This is a genomic window from Chromobacterium vaccinii (genome assembly GCF_000971335.1).
In the GTDB taxonomy this organism is placed as follows: domain Bacteria; phylum Pseudomonadota; class Gammaproteobacteria; order Burkholderiales; family Chromobacteriaceae; genus Chromobacterium; species Chromobacterium vaccinii.
This window is the reverse complement of sequence record NZ_JZJL01000020.1, coordinates 27,391-48,978: the sequence shown is the minus strand read 5'-3', so window position 1 is coordinate 48,978 and position 21,588 is coordinate 27,391. Positions and strand designations below refer to the sequence as shown.

Genomic DNA, 21,588 nt, shown 5'->3' with positions numbered 1-21,588 from the left:
GGAAATCGCCATGACTTCGTTCTCCGCCCTGCTGCAGCAGGGCAACGCCTGGCTGTTCATGCCCAGCGCCATCGCGCTGGGCGCCTTGCACGGCCTGGAGCCGGGCCACTCCAAGACCATGATGGCCGCCTTCATCGTCGCCATCCGCGGCACGGTGCGCCAGGCCGTGCTGCTTGGCCTGGCCGCCACCGTGTCCCACACCGCGGTGGTGTGGCTGGTGGCGCTGGCAGGTTTGCATTTCGGCCGCAGCTGGAATGCCGAAACCGCGGAGCCGTATTTTCAGATCGCATCGGCGGCGCTGGTGATCATGGTGGCCGCGTGGATGATGTGGCGCACCTGGCGCCATAGCCGGCATGGCCACGATCACCATCACCATGATGGCGAGGCCAGGGAGATCGACACCGGCCACGGCGTGGTGGCGCTGGAGATTGCCGAGGCCGGCATGCCGCCGCGCTTCCGCCTGGCCGCGGCGGATGGCCATCGGCTGGCGTGGCGGGCCGATCAAGTTGTGCTGGAAACGGAGCGCGCCGACGGCGGCCGCCAGGTTTTCGCTTTCCGCGACGTCGGCGCTTTCCTGGAGTCGGTGGAAGACATTCCCGAGCCGCACGCCTTCGTCGCGCGCCTGAAGCTGGGGCACGGCCATCACAGCCATGACTACGACATCGAATTCGCCGAGCATGGTCATCATGCGGCGGCTCGGGACGAGGGCCTGGATGTGTCCGCGTCCGGCTATCAGGACCCGCACGAGAGGGCGCACGCCAACGACATCCGCTGCCGCTTCGCCGGCCGCGACGTCACCACCGGCCAGATCGTGCTGTTCGGCCTGACCGGCGGCCTGGTGCCGTGCCCGGCCTCCATCACCGTGCTGCTGCTGTGCCTGCAACTGAAGCAGGTGGCGCTGGGCGCGACGCTGGTATTGTGCTTCAGCATAGGCCTGGCCTTGACCATGATGGCGTCCGGCGTGCTGGCGGCGTTGAGCGTCAAGCATGTGTCGCGCCGCTGGAGCGGTTTCGGCGCATGGGTGAGGAGAGCGCCGTATGTCTCCGGCGCGCTGATCATGCTGGTGGGGCTGTATCTGGGCTGGTCCGGCTGGTCGCACCTGGCCTGAACGGCTGCTTGTTCCTGCCAGGCGGCTCCCATGCGGGGCCGCCTTTTTTCATGCGTTTTCAAGGGATGGATTCCGCGGACTTGATCTGCATCATGCTTAAAGATGTGCAATATATACATCTTTAATTCCGGCATGTAGGCTGCGGATTGAGTCAGTTACTTGGGAGGCCCGCGAAGGGAGCGCATATGAAAAACACGCGAAGACTATGGGGATGGCTGGCGGTGATCTGCCTGCTGTCATTCTCGGTCCTGCTCTATATGGGCAAGGAAATCTATCAGGCGGCGCCGCCGATACCGACGGCGGTGCAGGGCGCCGACGGCAAGACGCTGTTCACTGGCGAGCAGATACGCCGCGGCCAGCAGGCCTGGCTGGCGTCCGGCGGCCAGCAGCTGGGCACGGTGTGGGGGCACGGCAGCTACGTGGCGCCGGACTGGTCGGCCGACTGGCTGCACCGCGAGGCGCTGGCGCTGCGCGAGGAGTGGGCCAAGCAGCGCTTCGGCAAGCTTTACGCGCAGCTGGATGTCGGCCATCAGGGCATGCTGGACGCCGAGCTGCGCCGCGAGATGCGCGCCAACGGCTATGACGCGGCCAGCGACACGCTGACGCTGAGCGCGGCCCGCGCCGCCGCCGCGCGCGAGGTGGCCGCTCATTATCAGGGCCTGTACGGCGCAGATACGGCTTTCGACAAATTGCGCGAGCAGTACGCGATGACCGCCAACGCGCTGCCGTCGGCCGAAGATCGTCTGGCGGTGTCGGCGTTCTTCTTCTGGTCGGCCTGGTCCGCAGCCGCCGACCGGCCGGGCGAGACCGGCGTGTCCTACACCAACAACTGGCCGCACGAGCCGCTGGTCGGCAACGCGCCCACCGCGGCCAACGGCATGTGGTCTATCGCCAGCGTGATCCTGATGCTGGCCGGCATCGCCGCCATGGTGTGGTATCACATGGCCGCCGGCGAAGGCGAGGAGCCCGCTCAGGTGCCGGATGCCGACCCGCTGGGCCGGCTCAAGGCCACGCCGTCGATGCGCGCCACCCGCAAGTATTTCTATGTGGTGATCGGCTTGTTGCTGACCCAGGTGGGCATGGGCGCCATCACCGCCCACTACGCGGTGGAGGGCCACAGCTTCTTCGGCCTGCCGCTGGCCGAGGTGCTGCCCTGGGTGGTGAGCCGCACCATTCACACCCAGTTCGGCGTGTTGTGGATCGCCACCGCCTGGCTGGCCACCGGCCTGTATATCGCGCCGTTGCTGTCCGGCCATGAGCCCAAGCATCAGAAACTGGGCGTGGACGTGTTGTTCTGGGCGCTGATCTTCATCGTGGTCGGCTCCACCGTCTGCGGCTGGCTGGGCACGCTGCAGCGGCTGGGCACCGACTTCAGCTTCTGGATCGGCAACCAGGGCCTCGCCTACACCAGCATGGGCCGGGTGTGGCAGATACTGCTGTTCATCGGCCTGTTGTTCTGGCTGTTCCTGGTGGCGCGCGCGTTGCTGCCGGCGCTGCGCAATCCGGAGACCGAGGGCCGCAGCCTGATCGCGATGCTGCTGCTGTCCGCGGCCTGCATCGGACTGTTCTACGCCACCTCGCTGGCCTGGGGCCAGCATACCCATTACTCGATGATCGAGTACTGGCGCTGGTGGCTGGTGCACCTGTGGGTGGAAGGCTTCTTCGAAGTGTTCGCCACCGCGGTGATCGCGCTGATCTTCGCGCGGCTGGGCCTGATCCGCATGGCCAGCGCCAACCGCGCCATCGTGCTGGAAACCATTGTCTTCCTGTTCGGCGGCATCCTGGGCACGCTGCACCATCTGTACTTCACCGGCGCGTCCACCGCGGTGATCTCGATCGGCGCGGTGTTCTCGGCGTTCGAAGTGGTGCCGCTGGCGCTGGTGGGCTTCGAGGGCTGGCAGACTTACCGCCGCGGCGGCGCCGCGCCGTGGGTGGCGCGCTACAAGTGGGCCATCCTGTGCTTTGTCGCGGTCGGCTTGTGGAATACCGTGGGAGCCGGCCTGCTGGGCTTCGCCATCAACCCGCCGATCTCGCTGTACTACGTGCAGGGGCTGAACATGACGCCGGCCCACGGCCACGCGGCGCTGTTCGGCGTCTACGGCATGCTGGGCATAGGCTTGATGCTGTTCTGCCTGCGCGGCGTGTCGGAGGCGGAGCAATGGGATGACGGCCTGTTGAAGCCGACCTTCTGGATGCTCAACATCGGCCTGTTCATGATGGTGTTCATGTCCATCCTGCCCTCCGGCATCTACCAGGCCTGGGCCAGCATCGAGCATGGTTTGTGGTATGCGCGCTCGCCGGAGGTGGTGCACTCGGCGCTGATGCAGAATCTGGTGTGGCTGCGGGTGCCGGGCGACATCGTGTTCGCGCTGGGCGTGCTGTATCTGGGCCGCTTCGCCTTGCGGCTGCTGGGCTGGGGCGGCAGGAAGGCTGCGGCTGCGCAGCGGGCGTGAGCCATTGTCTGGGAGCCCGTTTTGGGCTCCCTTTATATTGAATCCGCTGCGCGGATGATGGTTTTGAATGCCGGGGCTGCCCGGCGAGCAGGGAAGGGATATTTGTGTGGCCAAATATCCCCTCCACCCCTAAAAGCCACCCTGCAAGCCTGGCCTGCGGCTTCCCGCCGAGCAGAGTCAGGCCCGAGGCGCGGCTGAACTCGCCCCGCGCTAACGTCGCGGGGCTCGGACAGGCAGCCGCTTAAAACCTCGGGCCTGCCGCCCGGCGGCAGGCTTGAAGGGAGCGGGCGCTGCGGAAGCGTGGATGCTTCTTGTTGGCCCATCTTCCACGCAGGAATACCAAAATCGGATGAGGCCGGGCTTGCCCGGCTTTTCCGCGCCTACAACACCTTGTACATCAGCGTGGTGGCTTGCAGTTTTTCGCCGCGGCCGTCCCAGGCGTAGCCGGGGATCCGGCCGGCTGCCAGATAGCCCAGCGACAGGTACAGCGGCTCGGCCTTGTCGCCGCTGGCGGTGTCCAGTGTCAACAGGCTGCGGCCGCGTTGCCGCGCCTGGCGCTCCAATTCCGCCATCAGCGCGCGGGCCAGCCCCAGGCGGCGGTGGCGCGGATGCACCATCAGCTTGCATACCTCGGCCCGGTGCGGCTGGTTGGGCGGGGTGTCGCAGTCCAATTGCGCGCTGCCTGCCAGTTCGCCGTCCGCCAGCGCCGCCAGCAGCACGCGGCTGCCGCCTGCGATGCCGGGCAAGGTCTTGTCGCGCCAGAACGCGGCGGCTTGTTCTATGGGGAAGGGTTGCACGAAATGGATGCTGGCGCCGTCATGCACGCAGGCGTGCAAGAGTTCGGCCAGTTGCGGCAAGCGGGCTTGGGTTTGCGCGGCGTCGAGCGCGATGATTTCCAGCTGCGCCATCTTGAGTCTCCTGTTTTCTGTTTCTGGATTTGCAAGGTTGATGGCCAAGCAAGAAAAAGGCCCGGCAGACCGGGCCTTCACCATCGCCGCCGCACGACGCCGCGGCCGGATCAGGGATCGGGCGGCCTGGGCAGCGGCTGCGCGCCCGCGATGTTCGGCGCGCCGCGCTGGATTTCCACTTTGGCCGCCACCGGCGCGGCATCCGGCCGCCAGCTGTCGCCGCCCTTTTTCATCGGCGGCAGCGCCGGACGGGCTGGCGGCCGCCACTGCGTGGCGGGCGTGGCCTGATGGACGATGGGTTGGACCGGCGGCGCGGCGGCCGGTTGGGCTGTGGCTGGCGGAGCAGGGGGTGCCTCCATCGGCTGCAGCCGCCAGGCCGCGCCGCCGGCGGCGGCCGCCAGCGTCAGGACGGCAAGCCAGACGCGGCGGTAGGTCACCAGTTCACCTGATCGTTCAGGGCGAGGTTGCCGTTGGCGGGCGTCTGCAGGCTGCGGTTGCCGGCCAGGTTTTCCCAGCTCACGCTGCCGTCGGCGTTCTTGCGGTAATACTTGTAGGCGATCTGCTGGCCGGCCGGCAAGTTGACGCCGTTTCGCCATGAAGGATAGGCGGCCGCGTCCAGCGGGATGCCGAGGTCGGTGTTCCAGTTGCCCAGCGCGCGGGCATTGCCGGTGATGTAGACCTGCTGGCCCCACTGCGTGCCGGCGCTGGCGTTGATGGCCACCGCCACCTCGCCGGCCTTGGGCGCGGCGCGGCAGTTGTTGTAGCGGGCGCAGACCGCTTGCGGAACATCGACGATGCGGCCGGCGTTGATCGAGGCCAGCAGGCTGATGTATTCGCCCATCGCCCAGTTCAGCGGCCCCATCGACTTGGTGGCGCTGCCCGGCTGGTAGCCGGCCGGCGTGGTCACCGCCCAGCCGTCCGGCAGCGTGGCGCTGTTCGACCATACCTGCTCCGGCAGCATGCCTTCCGGCGTGGCCAGCAGCTTCAGCGTGGAGAAGTACGGTTGGCCGGCGCTGCCCGCCCCCTGGCGGGCGATTTCGTACATGCCGCGCTCGGCGGTGAAGATCGGCCACAGCCGGCCGACGCCCGCGCCATCGAAGTCGCCGCCGTCGTTGTGCTCGCCGTAGCCGTCGAAGTTGTAGCGGAACCAGGCGTTGGCCGGCAGCTTGGGCGCGCCGGGCAGCGCCAGGTATTGGCCGAGCACGCTGTCGAATACCGACATGGTGTTGACGATGGTGGGGTCGTCGGCGCGTTTGACGCCCATCCGCACCAACTCCAGGAAGCCGCCGTCCACCACGCGGCGCGCGTCATGGCTGCCGCCGCCGTTCTTCACCGTCAGCGTCTGCGGCGTATCCGGCCCGGCGGACGGATTGAAGCTGGCGCGGTCGGCGCCGCTTCCCGCGCGATTGGCCGGATTGATCCGGATGTAGTAGCTGCCGTTGCCGAAGCCGCCGCTGGTGGTATAGGTCCAGGCGGCGACGTTCTGCTGCCAGTAGTCGGCGGCGGACAGGTAGCGGCTGGCGCTGGCGTCGTCGCCGTTGGCGCGGGCGATGTCGGCGGCGGCCACCAGGCCGGCGATCTCGGCGGCGAGGGTCGACGGCGAGTAGCCGGAGTTCTCCTCCCAGCGCTCCTGGTAGCTCCACGGGCCGGTGGCGACGATGTAGTCGGCGGTCAGCTTGATCTTGGGCCACAGCGGATTGGAAACGGACGGCCCCAGCCGCCAGGCCAGCAGGATGGGCATCGCCTGCTCGTCCATCTGCGTGCCCTGCCAGTACGGCCAGCCGCTGATCCAGGCGTTCTGCGGGAAGCGGCCGACACGGCTGAAGCCGGCGGCGCAGCCTGGCGCGTTGTATTCCGCCGCGCCGCAGTCGCTGCCCTGCTGCAGCGTGTTGAAAAGGTAGCCCACCACCGTGGACGCCGTGGCGGCGTCGCCGGCGGTATAGAGGGCGTTGGCGAACTTGAACAGGTCGCGCGGCCATACCAGGTGGTAGCCGCCCTGATTGGCGTCGCCCTGGGTCTCGCCCCATGGCGTGCCGATGCCGGCGATCATCGCGCCGTTGCTCTTGTCCTGCATCGTCTTCAGCGTCATCGCCGCCAGGTAGTAGCGGTCGTCGGCCAGGCCGCCCTGGGTGGACAGGCCGGCGGCGTAGGCGTGCCAGGCATTGTCGTACTGCTGCTGCGCGGCTGAAAGATCGCTGCCCAAGGACGCGGCGGCGGCGTTGACGGCGTCGCCCTGGCTTTTGCCGAAGGCCAGCACCATGTCGAAAGACACGCTGGCCGCGGCCGGATCGCCCAGGTCCAGCCAGCAGGTCTGGGCGATGTTGCCGTTGGTGGCCGAGCCGTAGGTCCAGTTCATCGTGTTGTCGCCGCTGCCTATCAGATCGGTCCAGCCGTCGCTCTGGCCGACGAAGCCGTTGGACAGCATGGCCTGGCCGTTGACGGTCTTCCATGGCAGGCTGGCCATCAGCGCCGAGGCGCGGCTGTTGCGGCTGGCCGCCAGCGCGTAGCCGCCGACGGCGGCCACGGTCTGGGCGCTGTTGCCGCTGCCGGAGTTGTCGAGATAGGGCTTGAACAGCACGTATAGATTGAAGTCGCCGACTGTATGGCCGTTCAGCGCGGTGAAGGTCACGCGCTGCACCAGCGCGTCGCGGTTGGGGTCGGCGAAGATGCGTTTGCTGATCCGCCAATTGTGGCCATCATTGCCGGTGCTGGCGATCCAGCTCATCGTGCGTTTGTCGCTCTGGCCGGCGGAGTAGGCTTGGCGTTTCTCCTCGTCGACGAAGGTCTTGCCGGCGTCGCCGACCAGAAACTGCAGATCCACCGATTCCGGCGTGTCCAGCGCAGGGTAGTAGACCTCGGACACGATGCCGCGATAGCCGGTGAAGTAGACGCGGGAAGGGCTGTTGACCGCGGTGCCCACGAAGGACTTGGAAGCCGGACCGCGGACCGGCGCGGCGCCGGGCGCGCCGAAAGCCTCCGCGGCCTGGATGGCGGGTGAGAACAGGGCGGCGATCAGGACGCCCAAAAGCGCGGGGCGGGTCAGGGACGGATGGGGCATGGTTATTGTCTCCTCTTGTGTTTTGCTGGCGTTGACGAAGCCTTGCGGCTCAATGTCATTGTAATTTTGTTACGCAATATACCAAATAAATCAGATGGCGGCGGCGCGCGCCCACGCGGGTGCTCGGGAGTACAGGCCGCGGCGAAACGCAAGCGCCGCCAGGCCATTTGGATGGGGGGTCATGCGCCGAGCCAGTCAGCCGGTACAAAGGATGGGGCAAGACGGGTAGGGTGGAGCTTACGCTGCCAACAGCCGGGCAAACTGTCCGGCTTTCCAACCCATACCGATACAAGGGGATGCAATGAGCCAGACCAAGGTGGAGTCCCAATCCGTCGCCCAGCCTCGCCACGGCCAAGTTTTCGCGCCTGCCTCGCGCGGCCAGCTGTGCGTCGACGGCGTCAACGCGCAATGTCCGCTGCAGAGCTGGCATGTCAACGGCCTGGAGAGCGGCAAATTCTTCCCGGCCATGGAGGCCAGCCTGCATGATCCGCTGGCGCCGTCCGACGCCGTCAACGCCAAGCCGCCGGTCGATGGCAGGATAGCCAGCGCCGGGCAGGAGCACTCGGCGGTGCTGGACGAGCAGAGCGCCGACCGCTGGCACAAGCATCCGGTGAAATCCGGCCAGATTCAGGAGTTCAAGTGGAGCTACCACGCCGTCCATCCGACGCGGCGTTGGAACTACTTCATCACCAAGGCGGATTGGGACCCGAACCGGCCGCTGACGCGCGCCCAGTTCGAAGCGGAGCCGTTCTACAAGGCAGAGCTGACCGCCCAGCCGTTCTGGGAGCACCAGGCGGAGCTGACCCCGCCGCAGCCGACCATCCATCAAGTCCATCTGCCGGAGCGCCGCGGTTATCACGTGGTGCTGGCGGTATGGGAAGTGGCGGACACCGGCAACGCCTTCTACCAGGTGATCGATTTCAATTTCTCGTGACGCGCGAGCGGCGTTGCCGCTGTAGTTTTGTGACACAGATCAAATAAACATGTATTATTTAAACATCTTTTAAAGGTCCCCGGCGGTCAGGGGATTTTTTTCGGCAATGAAGATGTATTTTTTGAATATCTTAAGGAACTGACATGCTGAGCGAACAAACCCGATCCCTGGTCAAAGCCACCGTGCCGGTGCTGCAGCAGCACGGCGTGGCGCTGACCAGCCATTTCTACCGCCGCATGTTCGAACACAATCCGGAACTGAAGAACGTGTTCAATCAGGGACACCAGCACTCCGGCCAGCAGCAGCAGGCGCTGGCGATGGCGGTGCTGGCCTACGCCCAGCATATCGACGATCCGTCGCCGCTGCTGCCGGTGTTGACCCGCGTCGCGCACAAGCATGTCAGCCTGGGCATACGCGCTGAGCACTATCCCATCGTCGGCAAGCATCTGCTGGCCTCCATCCGCGAGGTGCTGGGCGAGGCGGCCGGCGACGATCTGATCCAGGCCTGGGCCGAGGCCTACGGCTTGCTGGCGGACACGCTGATCGGCATCGAAAACGGCATGTACCGCGAAACCACCAACGCCGATGGCGGCTGGAGCGGCTGGCGGCCGTTCCGGGTGGCGAAAAGGGAAACGGAGAGCGAGGAGATCGCGTCGTTCTATCTGGAGCCCTGCGACGGCGGCGCGCTGCCGCCGTTCAAGCCCGGCCAGTACGTGTCGGTGAAGCGCTTCGTCGCCGAGTGGGGGCTGAGCCAGCCGCGCCAGTACAGCCTGTCCGACGCGCCCAACGGCGAGCACCTGCGCATCTCGGTCAAGCGCGAAGACGCGGGAGAAGGCAAGCCGGCCGGCCGCATGTCCAATCTGCTGCATCGCGAGGTCCAGGTCGGCGACGTGCTGGAGCTGAGCGCGCCGCAGGGCGACTTCTTCCTGCATGAGGAACGGAGCGGCCCGGCGGTGCTGATCAGCGCCGGCGTCGGCCAGACGCCGATGCAGGCGATGCTGGGCCAGTTGCTCAAACGCGGCGACCGCGAGGTGCGTTTCCTGCATGCGGCCCGGCACGGCGGCGCGCACGCGATGGGCGCGAAAGTGCGACAGTTGGCCGAACGCCATCCGCAGTTGCGGATTCATGTTTGTTACGAGACGCCGCGCGCGCAGGATGTGATCGGCGCCGATTACCACGCGGCCGGCCGCCTGAGCCTGCACGAGATCAAGAGCCTGGCGCTGCTGCCGGATGCCGACTATTACCTGTGCGGCCCGCTGGGCTTCATGCGCGCGCAGCGCGACAGCCTGCGCGGCCTGGGTGTGGCGGCCGACCGCATCCATTACGAAGTGTTCGGCTCCCACCCCGGCGACGATTGAGGCCATCGGCCAGACGCGGTATGCTGCCGCCGACTCCCCGCACCGAAGATAGACATGCAACTGACCCGATTCACCGACCTAGGACTGCGCGTGCTGATGTACCTGACCGGGCAGCAGCCCGGCCAGCTGGCCACCATTCCGGAGATCGCCGAGCGGTTCGAGGTGTCGCGCAACCACCTGGTCAAGGTGGTGCACTTCATGGCGCAGCAGGGCTGGCTGGCCACCACCCGGGGCAAGGGCGGGGGCATGGCGTTGGCGCGGCAGCCCGAACACTACCGGTTGGGCGAGGTGGTGCGCACGCTGGAAGGCAAGCCTCAGTTGATAGACTGCGCCGAACCTCCGTGCGCGCTGAGCCGCGGCTGTTTGCTGAAAGGCGCGCTGGACGAGGCGCTGGCGGCCTTTTTCCTGACGCTGGACGGCTATACGCTGCGCGACATCGTGGCCAGTCCAACCGGCGAAGCCATCATCCGTCTGCATCGTCTGAGCAGCTGATAGCGCCCTGATCCTGCGTTGCGCCTTCTTGCCGTACCATGTGTACTGTCTGCGTCGGCGCGCCTTGACTCAGGGCGTTATCAGCGGCTCTAGTGTTTGAGTTGCTTCCTTGCCGTGCTCTGCGAGGCCCCCCGTCGGCGGCCTTGGCGCTTAGGCCGCCGCCGGGCCTTTCAGCTCGACGCCGTTGCCGTCCGGGTCGCGCAGGTAGATCGACGGGCCGGTGCCTTCGGCGCCGAAGCGCTGCTTGGCCGGCTCGACGGCGATGCCCTGCTGGATCAGATGGGCGCGGATCGCGTCTTCATCGAATGGCTCCACCCGCAGGCAGAAGTGGTCGACATTGTTTCCGGCGGGTTCGCCGCCGGGCAGCAGGTCGATCAGCGCGCTGCCCGCGTCCAGATGCACCAATCCCAGTTTTTCCTGTCTCTTCACCACCCGGCAGCCCAGCGCTTCCAGATAGAAACGCTCGGAGCGGGCGGGATCTGCGACGCGCAACACGATGTGATCGAGCCCTAAGATAGCGAATGGGGCCATGGTTTTCTCCTGTAGGCGGTGCTGATTTCTATATGATATTTAAATTATATTTGATTGTTAAATTGTTATTTTAGATGACATCCATAGCGCCAGGACTGGCGCGGGATGCAGGAGAGGGTGTATGGAATGGTTGTCCGGCCTGTCGCGCATGGCGGGCCTGTTCGTGTTGACCGCGTTGGCCGAGATCGTCGGCTGTTATCTGCCGTGGCTGGTGTTGCGCGAGGGGAAATCCTGGTGGCTGCTGGTTCCGGCCGCGTTGTCGCTGGCGCTGTTCGCCTGGCTGCTGACCTTGCATCCGGCGGCGGCCGGCCGCACTTACGCCGCTTACGGCGGCGTCTACGTGACGGTGGCGATAGGCTGGCTGTGGCTGGTGGACGGCGTGCGGCCGGACCGCTGGGACGCGATCGGCTGCGCGTTGGCGCTGACCGGCATGGCGGTGATCATGCTGGCGCCGCGCGGGTAGGGGGCAAAGGATCAAGGCATCGCACGCGCCGCCGCCGGTTTGGCATGGTCGCGTCTGGACACATAGAGGCCGGCGGTGATCAGCGCGACGCCGGCCGCTTGAGCCAGCGCGGACTTGCCGCCGCCTCCCGCCAGGCGGTCGATCAGCACGCCGGCCACCATTTGGCCGGCGATCACCAGCAGCGCGGTTTTCATCGTGCCCAGCCGCGGCAGCGCGAAGCCATTGAGGGCGACGAATGCCGCGCCGATGAGGCCGCCGCACCAGGCGGTCCAGGGCGCGTTCAGCGGCAGACGTAGCGCCGCGGCGCCGCAGGCCAGCAACAGGCTCAAAAACAGAAAGCCGCCCAGATGGTTCCAGAACGACGCGGCCAGGGCGCCGTCGTGTTGCGCCAGCTTGCCGTTGAGGGAGCGGCTGCCGCCTATGCACAGCCCGTTGACGATGGCCAAGGTCATGAACAGCAACATGTTCAAGCTCCGAAAATCAGGATCGCGCAGCCGGACAGCACCAGCGGCAGCGCCAGGGCGTCGTTCAGGCGAAGCGGACGGCGCGGCATGCCGAACAGGCCGAAGCGGTCGGACAGCAGGCCGAACAGCACTTGTCCGACCATGCCCAGCGCCAGGGTGCCGGACAGCGCCAGCGGGCTGTTGACGGCGATGGCGGCCAGCGCCACCGTCAAGGCGCCGGGCACGCCGCCCAAGTAGGCCCAGCGGGGCGGCCGGCCGGCATGGGGCCTTGTCTGGCGCAGCGCCTTCCACAGCAGCAGGGCGGCCAGCATGCCTATCGCGTGAGCCAGCCACGACGCGGTCAGCGGGTTGCCGTAAGCGGCGAGCCGGCTGTTGCAATGGATCATCAGCGCGAGCAGCGCGCCGGCCAGCAGCGCCAGCGCGCTCAGTCCGTACTCCGTGAGCGGCTGGGCGGCGGAATGATGGGTATGCATGGAAATCCTTCAGGTCTTGAACGAACGCGGCGAGGCCGGATGCCGGAACTGTACATTGTGTCTTATTGACTGATAATCCATATTTTTGGAAACTTATTGCGGATGAAAAGTGGACAATAAAATGGAGCATTTCGCCGCGATACCGATCTTTGTCGCCGTGGTCGAGGCCGGCAGTTTCTCCGCCGCCGCCGAACGGCTGGGGCTGACCAAATCCGCGGTCAGCAAGCGCGTGCAGCAACTGGAGGCCGGGCTGAACGTGCGCCTTCTGCAACGGACCACGCGCAGCCTGAGCCTGACCGAGGCCGGCGAGCGTTATTACGACCGCGCCCGCGGCGCGCTGGCGCTGGCCAGCGAGGCGGAGGAGGTGGCCGCCGGTTTGCAGGGCAGGCCGCAGGGCCTGCTCCGGGTGGCGGCGCCGATGGCTTTCGGCCGGCTGCACCTGTCGCCGCTGGCGGCGGAATTCCTGCGCCGCTATCCGGACATCCAGCTGGACATGGCGATGGACGACCGGATGGTGGACTTGGTGGAGGGCGGCTACGACCTGGCGGTGCGCATCGGCAATCTGCCGGACAACCGCATGGTGGCGCGCCGCCTCGCGCCTTGCCGGGTGGTGGTGTGCGCGTCGCCGGGCTATCTGGCCGCGCACGGCGAGCCGGCGCATCCGGCCGAGCTGGCGCGGCACAACTGCATCCATTACTCCTATTACCGCGGCGGCGCCTACTGGACCTTTCTGGGGCCGGATGGCGAAATCCGCGTGCAGCCGCGCGGCAATTACCAGGTCAACAACAGCGAGGCGCGGCGCGACGCGCTGCTGGCCGGCCTGGGCATTTGCGAGATGCCCACCTTCATCGTCGGGCCGGACCTGGCCGCCGGCCGTTTGGCGGCGGTGCTGACCGACTACCCGCTGCCGCCGCATGCCGTCCACGCGGTGTCGCCGCAGCGGCGGCTGCCGGCCAAGGCGCGCGCCTTCATCGATTTCCTCGAAGAAAAACTGGGCGGCGAGACGCCGTTGTGGGATAGCGGCCTGCCCCCATCGGTGCTGTCGACCAAGAATTGGGAGCGACAATGAGCAAACGCTACCGGACGGCGCTGGTCTGGCTGCGCCGCGATCTGCGGCTGGACGACCACGCCGCCTTCTACCACGCGTTGAAGCATGGCGAGGCGGTGCTGCCTGTGTTCGTGTTCGACGCCGCCATTCTGGACGCGCTGCCGCGCGATGACCGCCGCGTCGATTTCATCCATCAAAGCGTCGCGGCCTTGAAGGCGGATTTGAACGCGTTGGGCGGCGATCTGCTGGTCCGCCATGGGCTACCTGTCGACGAGATTCCGCAGCTGGCGGCGGAACTGGGCGCCGACGCGGTGTTCTGCAACCGCGATTACGAACCGGCCGCCCGCGAGCGCGACGCCGAGGTGGCGCGGCGGCTGGCCGAGCGCGGCATCGCCTTCCATGACAGCAAAGATCAGGTGATTTTCGAGACCGACGAAGTCCTGACCGGCGCCGGCAAGCCGTTCGCGGTGTTCACGCCGTACAAGAACGCCTGGCTGAAGAAACTGACGCCGTTCCACCTGCAGGCCTATCCCGTGCGGCGCTATCTGGACGCGCTGATGCCGCGCGAAGCGGAACCCATGCCCAGCCTGGCCGATATCGGTTTTATGCCCAGCGATCTGGCTTCGTTGCCGGTCAAGGCCGGCGCGGCCGGGGCCGAGGCGCTGTTCGCCGATTTCGCCGGCCGCATCGAGCGCTACAAGACGCAGCGCGACTTTCCCGGCGTCAAGGGCGTGTCCTATCTCAGCGTCCATCTGCGCTTCGGCACCATTTCCATCCGCCAGTTGGCCGCCTATGCCTGGCACGACGGCGGCGAGGGAGCGATGACCTGGCTGAGCGAGCTGATCTGGCGCGATTTCTACCAGCAAGTGCTGTGGCACCGGCCGGACGTGGTGGCGCACGCGTTCAAGCCGGAGTACGACGCGCTGCCTTTCCCCAATGACTCTGAATGGTTCGATGCCTGGCGCGAGGGCCGCACCGGCTATCCGCTGGTGGACGCGGCGATGCGCCAGCTGAACCGCAGCGGCTACATGCACAACCGCTTGCGGATGGTGGCGGCCAGCTTCCTGGTCAAGGATCTGCTGATCGACTGGCGCTGGGGAGAGCAGTACTTCGCCGAGAAACTGCTGGATTTCGATCTGGCGGCCAACAACGGCGGCTGGCAGTGGGCGGCCAGCACCGGCTGCGACGCCCAGCCTTACTTCCGCATTTTCAATCCGGTCAGCCAGAGCGAGAAGTTCGATCCGGACGGCCGCTTCATCCGCCGCTACGTGCCGGAGCTGGCGCGGCTGCCGGACAAGCTGATCCACGCGCCGTGGCTGGCCAGGCCGGAGCAGTTGATGGACGCCGGCGTGCGGCTGGGGCGCGACTACCCGCGGCCGGCGGTCGACCACGCGGTTCAGCGCGAATTGGCGCTGGCCTTGTTCAAGCGTTGAATTCGTCCGGCCAGCCGCCGCTTTCCAGCAACTGGCGGCGGTAGCGCTCCGGCGAGTCGCCCAGTTGTTTCTGGAACATCGCGATGAAGGCCGACGGCGTGGCGTAGCCCAGCCGCGCCGAGATGTCCTGCACGCTGTCGCCCTGCTTCAGCCGCGACAGCGCTTCCAGCAGGCGCGCCCGGCCGCGCCATTGGCCGAAGCTCATGCCCAGCTCGCGCTGGAACAGCCGCGCCAGCGTGCGCTCGGTGCTGAACACGCGTTCCGCCCAAGCCTTCAACGGCGTGGCGTCGGCCGGATCCTGGCGGATCGCGTCCAGTATCGGTTGCAGCAGGCGCTGCCGGCTGTCGGGCAAGTAGCTGGCTTCGCGGCCGGATCGCAGGATGCGCTGGCACAGCAGCTCGGCCTGGCGGATGTCCCATGGCTCGGCCGGCACGGTGATCTGGCGCTGGCTGAAATCGTCTAGCAGCGCCCGCACCAGCGGCGTCTGCTCCAGCAGGCAGGTGGAGGGCGGCAACTGCGCGGCCACCCCGTCTTCGACGTAGATCGAGGTGTAGTGCATCGCCTGGTGGATGTAGGCGGCGTGCGGCTCGGCTGGCGGCGTCCATAGCAAGTATTGCGCGGTGGCCACCACGCGCCTGTCGTCCAGCAGCAGTTCCATCATGCCCAGATTGATGCGGCTGAGCTGGCCCCAGCGGTGGCGATGGCGGGCGAACTCGCTCTTCGGCGTGAAACGGTGGTAGCGGAATATCAGCGGCGCCGGCTCCAGCAGGCTCTGATCGCTGGCGAAGTAGCCGTCGTGGTTGTCGACGTCCATATTGTCCGGTTTGCCCCAGTGATTTGTCCGTTTTGAATTATATGCTCCATAACGGACGAACCTAAAATGGATGGGGTAAAGTCGAAGGAGGCTGTGATGGCCATGCTGTTTCCCCTGCTGGCGGTGCTGATCTGGGCCGCCAATACCATTGTTTCCAAGGCCGCCGCCCAGGTGCTGGACCCGGCTGCGATTTCCATTTACCGCTGGCTGTTGGCGGCGCTGGTGCTGACGCCGTTCTGCCTGCCGGTCTTGCGCCGCCGCGCCGGCGAGCTGAAGCCCTGGCTGGGCAAGCTGCTGGCGCTGGCGATGCTGGGCATGGTGATGTTCCAGTGCCTGGCTTATTACGCGGCGCACAGCACCAGCGCCACCAATATGGGCGTGATCACCGCGCTGGTGCCCTTGCTGGGCCTGTTGCTGAACGCCGCGGTATTCCGCCAGAAGGTGGGCGGCCTGGCCTGGCTGGGCGTGGCGGTGTCGTTGTCAGGCGTGGTCTACCTGCTGGGCAAGGGCGATCCGATGAGCCTGCTGGCCAACGGCGTGAATACCGGCGACGCGTTGATCCTGGCCGGCGCCGCGTCCTATGCGCTGTACGGCATTCTGCTGCGGCGCTGGGCGCCGCCGTTCGGCGCCTGGCTCAATCTGTATCTGCAGGCCAGCCTGGCGGTATTGCTGCTGTTGCCGCTGACGCTGACCGCGCAGAGCATGGCCATTCCGGCCAAGGGCATCGGCCTGGTGCTGTTCGCCGGCATCGGCTCTTCGCTGCTGGCGGCTTATCTGTGGATGCGCGGCATCCAGAAGCTGGGCAGCGAGCGCACCGCCATTTTCATGAACCTGTTGCCGCTGTTCACCGCGGTGCTGGCCAGCGCCTTGCTGGGGGAAACCATCCATCACTACCACTGGCTGGGCGGCGGCTTGATCCTGCTGGGCGTGGCGCTGGGGCAGGGTCTGCTGAAGCTGGGCAGCGCCAAAAAGATGGCTTTTGTAAATAAATAACACAATCCATTAACAAAAATTTACCTGAGCGTTATGGCGTTTTATTGCGCTTATAGTGCGAGAGCGAAGGTAAAGCCGCGCGTGGAATCGATGCGCGGCCATGTCGTGGCAGATTGCTGCGGATGGCCGCGTTGCGGTGCAAAACCGCATTGTCATAGGGGTGTTGACGTTTATTTCGCGCCAGGATTACCATCGCGGCGTTTTCATAACTGGGGGCTGATGCCTTGGAAAGTTGCAGTAGTAGTTGGTTATCCACCGGGTCGTGCTGACCGGCAAAGGCATCGTCACCATTTCATTGGCCGCTGTCCTGCCGCGAGGCTAGACAGTGCGCATCCCAGGCTCGGCCACTCCGCCGCGGCCGCGCGCTTACCCCATACCGTTACTGCTGATGACCGCGTACCGAACCCTGTCGGACGCCTAAATCAGGTTTGCGCATCTTCGCGTTTGCGTGCGCCCGGCGTTTGTCCGCCCGGCCGGCGCAGCCGCGCTCATGCCCGCATGCCTTCGTTTGCTTGAAAAACGACGGGCGGTCCCCGCTTGCGCCGCCCGTTCGGAGACGATGACAATGACGAATAACGTCAAGAACGAAGCTGTACTCGACAGCGCCCACGTCGGAGACATCCGCGGCGCTTTCGGCACCATTCGCCACGGCGATGTGGCGGCCCGCAACGGCATCTGGCAGCGGCTGCGCACGCTGCTGGCCATTCTGGGCCCCGGCCTGATCGTGATGGTCGGCGACAACGACGCCGGCGCCTTCAGCACCTACGCCCAGGCTGGCCAGAACTACGGCACCTCGCTGCTGTGGACGCTGATCCTGCTGATCCCGGTGCTGTACGTGAACCAGGAAATGGTGCTGCGCCTGGGCGCCGTCACCGGCGTCGGCCATGCCCGTCTGATCCTGGAGCGCTTCGGCAAATTCTGGGGCGCCTTCAGCGCCATCGACCTGTTCCTGCTGAACGCGCTGACCATCGTCACCGAATTCATCGGCATCACGCTGGGCCTGCAGTATCTTGGCCTGCCCAAGGAGTGGGGCGTGGTCGCCGCCGCCTTGTTGGTGATGGCGGCCGCCAGTACCGGCGACTTCCGCCGCTTTGAGCGCTTCTCGATGATTCTGGTGGTGTTCAGCCTGCTCTTGGTGCCGGTGTTCATGATGGTGCACCCGCCGATGGAGCAGATCGGCCATGACCTGTTCGTGCCGGGCATGCCGGCCGGCGGCAAGCTGTCCGACGTGATGCTGCTGATCATCGGCATCGTCGGCACCACGGTGGCGCCGTGGCAGCTGTTCTTCCAGCAGAGCTATGTCATCGACAAGCGCATCACGCCGCGCTTCATCAAGTACGAGCGCGCCGACCTGTGGCTGGGCATCGTGCTGGTGCTGATCGGCGCCGTCGCCATCATCGGCATGTCGGCCGCGCTGTTCGCCGGCAAGCCGGAATTCGGCAATTTCCAGGACGCCGGCGCCGTCGCCGCCGGCCTCTCCAAATACCACAGCCACCTGGCAGGCGTGCTGTTCGCGGTCGCGCTGATCGACGCCAGCCTGATCGGCGCCAGCGCGGTGTCGCTGTCCACCGCTTACGCGCTGGCCGACGTGCTGAACATGAAGCACTCGCTGCACCGCAAGCCGTCCGACGCCCGCGCCTTCTACCTGGTGTATTTCCTGCTGATCGCCGGCGCCGCCGCGCTGGTGCTGATTCCAGGCGTGCCGCTGGGCCTGCTGACCAACGCGGTGCAGACGCTGGCCGGCGTGCTGCTGCCGTCCGCCTCGGTATTCCTGCTGCTGCTGTGCAATGACAAGGACGTGCTGGGTCCGTGGGTGAATGGCCGTTGGACCAACCTGTTCACCGGCCTGGTGGCGGCGGTGCTGGTGCTTTTGTCGGTGATCCTGACCGCCTCGGTGCTGTGGCCGGACATCTCCAGCCAGACCATCGTCAACGTGCTGGTCGGCGGCGGCATCGTCGGCGGCATCGTGGTGATCGCCGCGCATGTCGTCAAGCTGCGCCGCGATGCCGAAACCGGCGCCGATCTGGCGGAAGAGGCCAAGCCGAGCAAGCTGTACATGCAAACCTGGCGCATGCCGCCGCTGGCCCAGCTGAAGCCGATGGCGCTGTCCCGCAGCAACCGCATGTGGATGGCCGTGTTGCGCGGCTATCTGGTGGTGGCTGTCATCATGGTGGTGTACAAGGTGACGCAGGTCGCCTTGCTCGGCCAGTAAGCGGCGGGTTAAGGTGGGGCCGGTGCCGCGTAAAAGCGGCGCCGGCTTTTTGTCATGTTAGGGAGCGGTGCATGGTGGCTTTCACGGAAAACCACCATGCATGTTCCTTATAAGAAACCGGATAACAAGGAGGACGCATGCATTACAACCTGCACAATATGTTCGAGCTGGACTGGTTCGGCCTGCTGCACTCGCTGATCTGCCTGGCGATGGCCTTCGTCTGCGGCACCGTGATCGGCCTGGAGCGTCAATACCGCCAGCGCACCGCCGGCTTGCGCACCAACGCGCTGGTGGCGGTCAGCGCCGCGGCCTTCGTCAATATGGCCTTGCAACTGGATGGCTCGGGCAGCGCGTCGCGGGTGGTGGCTTATGTGGTTTCGGGCGTCGGTTTCCTCGGCGCCGGGACCATCATGAAAGAGGGCTTGAACGTGCGCGGCCTGAACACCGCCGCCACGCTGTGGGGCTCGGCCGCCACCGGCGCTTGCGCCGGCGCCGGCATGCTGGGCCAGGCCATCCTGACCACGGTGTTCGTGCTGGCGGTGAACACGCTGCTGCGGCCGGTGGTCAATTCCATCAACCGCCGCCCGATAGACGACGATGCCAGCGAAGTCACTTACCAGCTATGCGTGATCGCCACCCGCGAGGAGCAGAAGCAGGCGCTGGCCCAGGTGGGCCAACTGCTGGAAAAGGCCAATTACCCGGTGGGGGATCTGGATGTCGAAGCCTTCGGCGACGACGAGGTGGAGATGACCGCCACGCTGCTGGCCACCTCGGTGGATTCGGACGAGCTGGACCGCATCGCTGCCGAGTTGGCGGCCAAGCCGTACATCAGCCAGGCTTACTGGAACACCAGCACCAGCGAGTGAGCGTCTGCTTGCTCGAACCTGAAGCCGCCGCGGCGAGAGCCCGGCGGCTTTTCCTATCCGATGCCGGGCGGGATAGCCGGCCGCGCGCCTTGTCCGGGGTCAAAGTTCATGACAGACGGTGTTACAATCAACATTAGGTTTTTAGTTGCCGCAGGGCGTAGCCAGAATCAGGCGCCGGCGGCGGGGTAATCCACGGGCGGCCCCACCGGCGCCCGGTTTCTCGAGACAGCCTTATGACCATCATCCGCCAGGAAGACTTCATTCAGAGCATTGCCGATGCCTTCCAGTACATCAGTTGCTACCACCCTAAAGATTATATCGACGCGCTGTACCAGGCCTACCTGAACGAGGAGAGCGCCGCCGCCAAGGACGCGATGGCGCAGATCCTGGTCAACAGCCGCATGTGCGCCGAAGGACAGCGCCCGATCTGCCAGGATACCGGCATCGCCGTGGTGTTCCTGAAAGTGGGCATGAAAGTGCAGTGGGACGCCCAGCTCAGCGTGCAGGAGATGGTCAACGAAGGCGTGCGCCGCGCTTACAACCATCCGGACAACAAGCTGCGCGCCTCGGTGCTGCTGGATCCGGCCGGCAAGCGCCAGAACTCCAAGGACAATACCCCGGCCGTGGTGCACTTCGAGATCGTCGAAGGCGACCAGGTGGACGTGATCTGCGCGGCCAAGGGCGGCGGTTCTGAGAACAAGTCCAAGATGGTGATGCTGAATCCGTCCGACTCCATCGTCGACTGGGTGCTGAAAACTGTTCCGACCATGGGCGCCGGCTGGTGTCCGCCGGGCATTCTGGGCCTGGGCATCGGCGGCACGCCGGAGAAAGCGATGCTGCTGGCGAAAGAGTCGCTGATGGATCATGTCGACATCCACGAACTGAAGGCCAAGGCCGCGGCCGGCGCCGAGCTGTCCCGCGTCGAGGCGCTGCGCCTGGAGTTGTTCGACAAGGTCAACGCGCTGGGCATCGGCGCGCAGGGCCTGGGCGGCCTGACCACGGTGCTGGACGTCAAGATTCTGGATTACCCGACTCACGCGGCATCCTTGCCGGTGGCGATGATCCCGAACTGCGCCGCCACCCGCCACATCCATTTCCACCTGGACGGCAACGGCCCGGCGCATCTGGAAACGCCTAGCCTGGAAGACTGGCCGGACATCACCTATGACCCGTCCAACGGCAAGCGTGTGGATCTGGACAAGATCACCAAGGAAGAAGTGGCCAGCTGGCAGCCGGGCGATGTGCTGCTGCTGAACGGCAAGATACTGACCGGCCGCGACGCCGCCCACAAGCGCATGGTGGACATGCTGAACAAGGGCGAGACGCTGCCGGTGGACTTCACCAACCGCTTCATCTATTACGTCGGCCCGGTCGACCCGGTGCGCGAGGAAGTCGTCGGCCCGGCCGGCCCGACAACGGCCACGCGGATGGACAAATTCACCCGACAGATGCTGGAGCAGACCGGCCTTCTGGGCATGATAGGCAAGGCCGAGCGCGGCCCGGCGGCGATCGAGGCGATCCGGGACAACAAGGCCGTTTACCTGATGGCCGTCGGCGGTTCGGCTTATCTGGTATCCAAGGCGATCAAGGCGTCCAAGGTGGTGGGCTTCGCCGACCTGGGCATGGAAGCGATCTACGAATTCGAGGTCAAGGACATGCCGGTGACGGTGGCGGTGGATTCCTGTGGCACCTCGGTGCACAACACCGGCCCGGCGGAATGGCGGGTGAAGATCGGCAAGATTCCGGTGAGTGCGGGCTGAGCCTGTCCCTTTGAGCGAGGAATGCCGTTCCGATAGGAGCGGCATTTTTTATGGCGCATCCGCTGCGCTGGGGGTTTCGAAGCAATGGTCTGTTGCAGACTAGCGGCACAGACCGGTAATCTGCAGCATATTTTCGTTTTTTATCTTGCAAATCTTTGACTTACGGCATAAATACTGAAAATGTTCACGGCATTGTTTTAGTGTTTCTACCTAGCGAGTA

19 protein-coding genes are annotated in these 21,588 nt (G+C 65.9%); 12 read left to right on the top strand and 7 right to left on the bottom strand.

All coding sequences use genetic code 11. The annotated features are described in order from the left end of the window. Window positions 1-10: 10 nt before the first annotated feature. On the top strand, window positions 11-1,108 hold the full coding sequence (locus VL52_RS11675) for a nickel/cobalt efflux transporter (protein WP_046157193.1): 1,098 nt from the start codon (window positions 11-13) through the stop codon (window positions 1,106-1,108). A gap of 185 nt (window positions 1,109-1,293) precedes the next feature. After that, a complete protein-coding gene (locus VL52_RS11670; protein WP_046157192.1) occupies window positions 1,294-3,561 on the top strand; it encodes a nitric-oxide reductase large subunit in 2,268 nt (755 codons plus the stop codon). A gap of 380 nt (window positions 3,562-3,941) precedes the next feature. On the opposite strand, the gene VL52_RS11665 is transcribed toward VL52_RS11670, so the two are convergent. The 3 genes from VL52_RS11665 to VL52_RS11655 all read right to left on the bottom strand — a co-directional run bounded on the left by VL52_RS11665 (window position 3,942) and on the right by VL52_RS11655 (window position 7,527). Further along, a complete protein-coding gene (locus VL52_RS11665) occupies window positions 3,942-4,469 on the bottom strand; it encodes a GNAT family N-acetyltransferase (RefSeq protein ID WP_046157191.1) in 528 nt (175 codons plus the stop codon). Window positions 4,470-4,579: 110 nt separating this feature from the next. Beyond that, on the bottom strand, window positions 4,580-4,906 hold the full coding sequence (locus VL52_RS11660) for a hypothetical protein (RefSeq protein WP_200895997.1): 327 nt from the start codon (window positions 4,904-4,906) through the stop codon (window positions 4,580-4,582). Next, window positions 4,903-7,527: a glycoside hydrolase family 15 protein gene (locus tag VL52_RS11655; RefSeq protein ID WP_046157190.1), complete on the bottom strand. Its 2,625-nt coding sequence runs from the start codon at window positions 7,525-7,527 to the stop codon at window positions 4,903-4,905. The genes VL52_RS11660 and VL52_RS11655 overlap by 4 nt, the downstream gene beginning before the upstream one ends. A gap of 301 nt (window positions 7,528-7,828) precedes the next feature. Between VL52_RS11655 and VL52_RS11650 the strand changes: the two genes are divergently transcribed. The 3 genes from VL52_RS11650 to VL52_RS11640 all read left to right on the top strand — a co-directional run bounded on the left by VL52_RS11650 (window position 7,829) and on the right by VL52_RS11640 (window position 10,311). Next, window positions 7,829-8,461, top strand: coding sequence for a lytic polysaccharide monooxygenase auxiliary activity family 9 protein (locus VL52_RS11650; protein WP_046157189.1), 633 nt, complete (start codon window positions 7,829-7,831; stop codon window positions 8,459-8,461). A 143-nt stretch (window positions 8,462-8,604) separates the two neighbouring features. After that, window positions 8,605-9,819, top strand: a complete 1,215-nt coding sequence (gene hmpA / locus VL52_RS11645; protein ID WP_046157188.1) for an NO-inducible flavohemoprotein — start codon at window positions 8,605-8,607, stop codon at window positions 9,817-9,819. A gap of 54 nt (window positions 9,820-9,873) precedes the next feature. Next, on the top strand, window positions 9,874-10,311 hold the full coding sequence (locus tag VL52_RS11640; RefSeq protein ID WP_046157187.1) for an RrF2 family transcriptional regulator: 438 nt from the start codon (window positions 9,874-9,876) through the stop codon (window positions 10,309-10,311). A 150-nt stretch (window positions 10,312-10,461) separates the two neighbouring features. On the opposite strand, the gene VL52_RS11635 is transcribed toward VL52_RS11640, so the two are convergent. Next, window positions 10,462-10,842: a VOC family protein gene (locus tag VL52_RS11635; RefSeq protein ID WP_046157186.1), complete on the bottom strand. Its 381-nt coding sequence runs from the start codon at window positions 10,840-10,842 to the stop codon at window positions 10,462-10,464. A gap of 121 nt (window positions 10,843-10,963) precedes the next feature. Here VL52_RS11635 and VL52_RS11630 point away from each other — a divergent pair, with 121 nt between their 5' ends. Next, window positions 10,964-11,305, top strand: a complete 342-nt coding sequence (locus VL52_RS11630) for a YnfA family protein (protein ID WP_046157185.1) — start codon at window positions 10,964-10,966, stop codon at window positions 11,303-11,305. A gap of 11 nt (window positions 11,306-11,316) precedes the next feature. On the opposite strand, the gene VL52_RS11625 is transcribed toward VL52_RS11630, so the two are convergent. Further along, window positions 11,317-11,769 (bottom strand): DMT family transporter, encoded by a 453-nt coding sequence (locus VL52_RS11625; RefSeq protein WP_046157184.1) that lies wholly within the window; start codon window positions 11,767-11,769, stop codon window positions 11,317-11,319. A 2-nt stretch (window positions 11,770-11,771) separates the two neighbouring features. After that, the gene (locus VL52_RS11620; RefSeq protein WP_046157183.1) at window positions 11,772-12,242 is read right to left on the bottom strand and encodes a DMT family transporter; all 471 of its coding nucleotides are present in this window, start codon (window positions 12,240-12,242) and stop codon (window positions 11,772-11,774) included. Window positions 12,243-12,363: 121 nt separating this feature from the next. Here VL52_RS11620 and VL52_RS11615 point away from each other — a divergent pair, with 121 nt between their 5' ends. Further along, window positions 12,364-13,311: a LysR family transcriptional regulator gene (locus VL52_RS11615; protein WP_046157182.1), complete on the top strand. Its 948-nt coding sequence runs from the start codon at window positions 12,364-12,366 to the stop codon at window positions 13,309-13,311. Next, entirely contained in the window at window positions 13,308-14,723 is a 1,416-nt protein-coding gene (locus VL52_RS11610; protein ID WP_046157181.1) for a cryptochrome/photolyase family protein, read from the top strand. The genes VL52_RS11615 and VL52_RS11610 overlap by 4 nt, the downstream gene beginning before the upstream one ends. On the opposite strand, the gene VL52_RS11605 is transcribed toward VL52_RS11610, so the two are convergent. Then, complete coding sequence (locus VL52_RS11605; protein WP_046157180.1) at window positions 14,713-15,537, bottom strand: AraC family transcriptional regulator; 825 nt, start codon at window positions 15,535-15,537, stop codon at window positions 14,713-14,715. The genes VL52_RS11610 and VL52_RS11605 overlap by 11 nt on opposite strands. 96 nt (window positions 15,538-15,633) lie before the next feature. Here VL52_RS11605 and VL52_RS11600 point away from each other — a divergent pair, with 96 nt between their 5' ends. The 4 genes from VL52_RS11600 (at window position 15,634) to VL52_RS11585 (ending at window position 21,368) form a co-directional block, all read left to right on the top strand. Next, window positions 15,634-16,530: a DMT family transporter gene (locus tag VL52_RS11600; protein ID WP_046157179.1), complete on the top strand. Its 897-nt coding sequence runs from the start codon at window positions 15,634-15,636 to the stop codon at window positions 16,528-16,530. 565 nt (window positions 16,531-17,095) lie between these two features. Further along, the gene (locus VL52_RS11595) at window positions 17,096-18,742 is read left to right on the top strand and encodes an NRAMP family divalent metal transporter (RefSeq protein ID WP_144410223.1); all 1,647 of its coding nucleotides are present in this window, start codon (window positions 17,096-17,098) and stop codon (window positions 18,740-18,742) included. A 137-nt stretch (window positions 18,743-18,879) separates the two neighbouring features. Continuing rightward, window positions 18,880-19,608 carry an MgtC/SapB family protein gene (locus VL52_RS11590; protein WP_021477736.1) on the top strand — a complete coding sequence of 243 codons (729 nt, stop codon included), beginning with the start codon at window positions 18,880-18,882 and terminating at the stop codon, window positions 19,606-19,608. A gap of 233 nt (window positions 19,609-19,841) precedes the next feature. Then, window positions 19,842-21,368, top strand: coding sequence for a fumarate hydratase (locus VL52_RS11585; protein ID WP_046157177.1), 1,527 nt, complete (start codon window positions 19,842-19,844; stop codon window positions 21,366-21,368). Window positions 21,369-21,588: the final 220 nt, after the last annotated feature.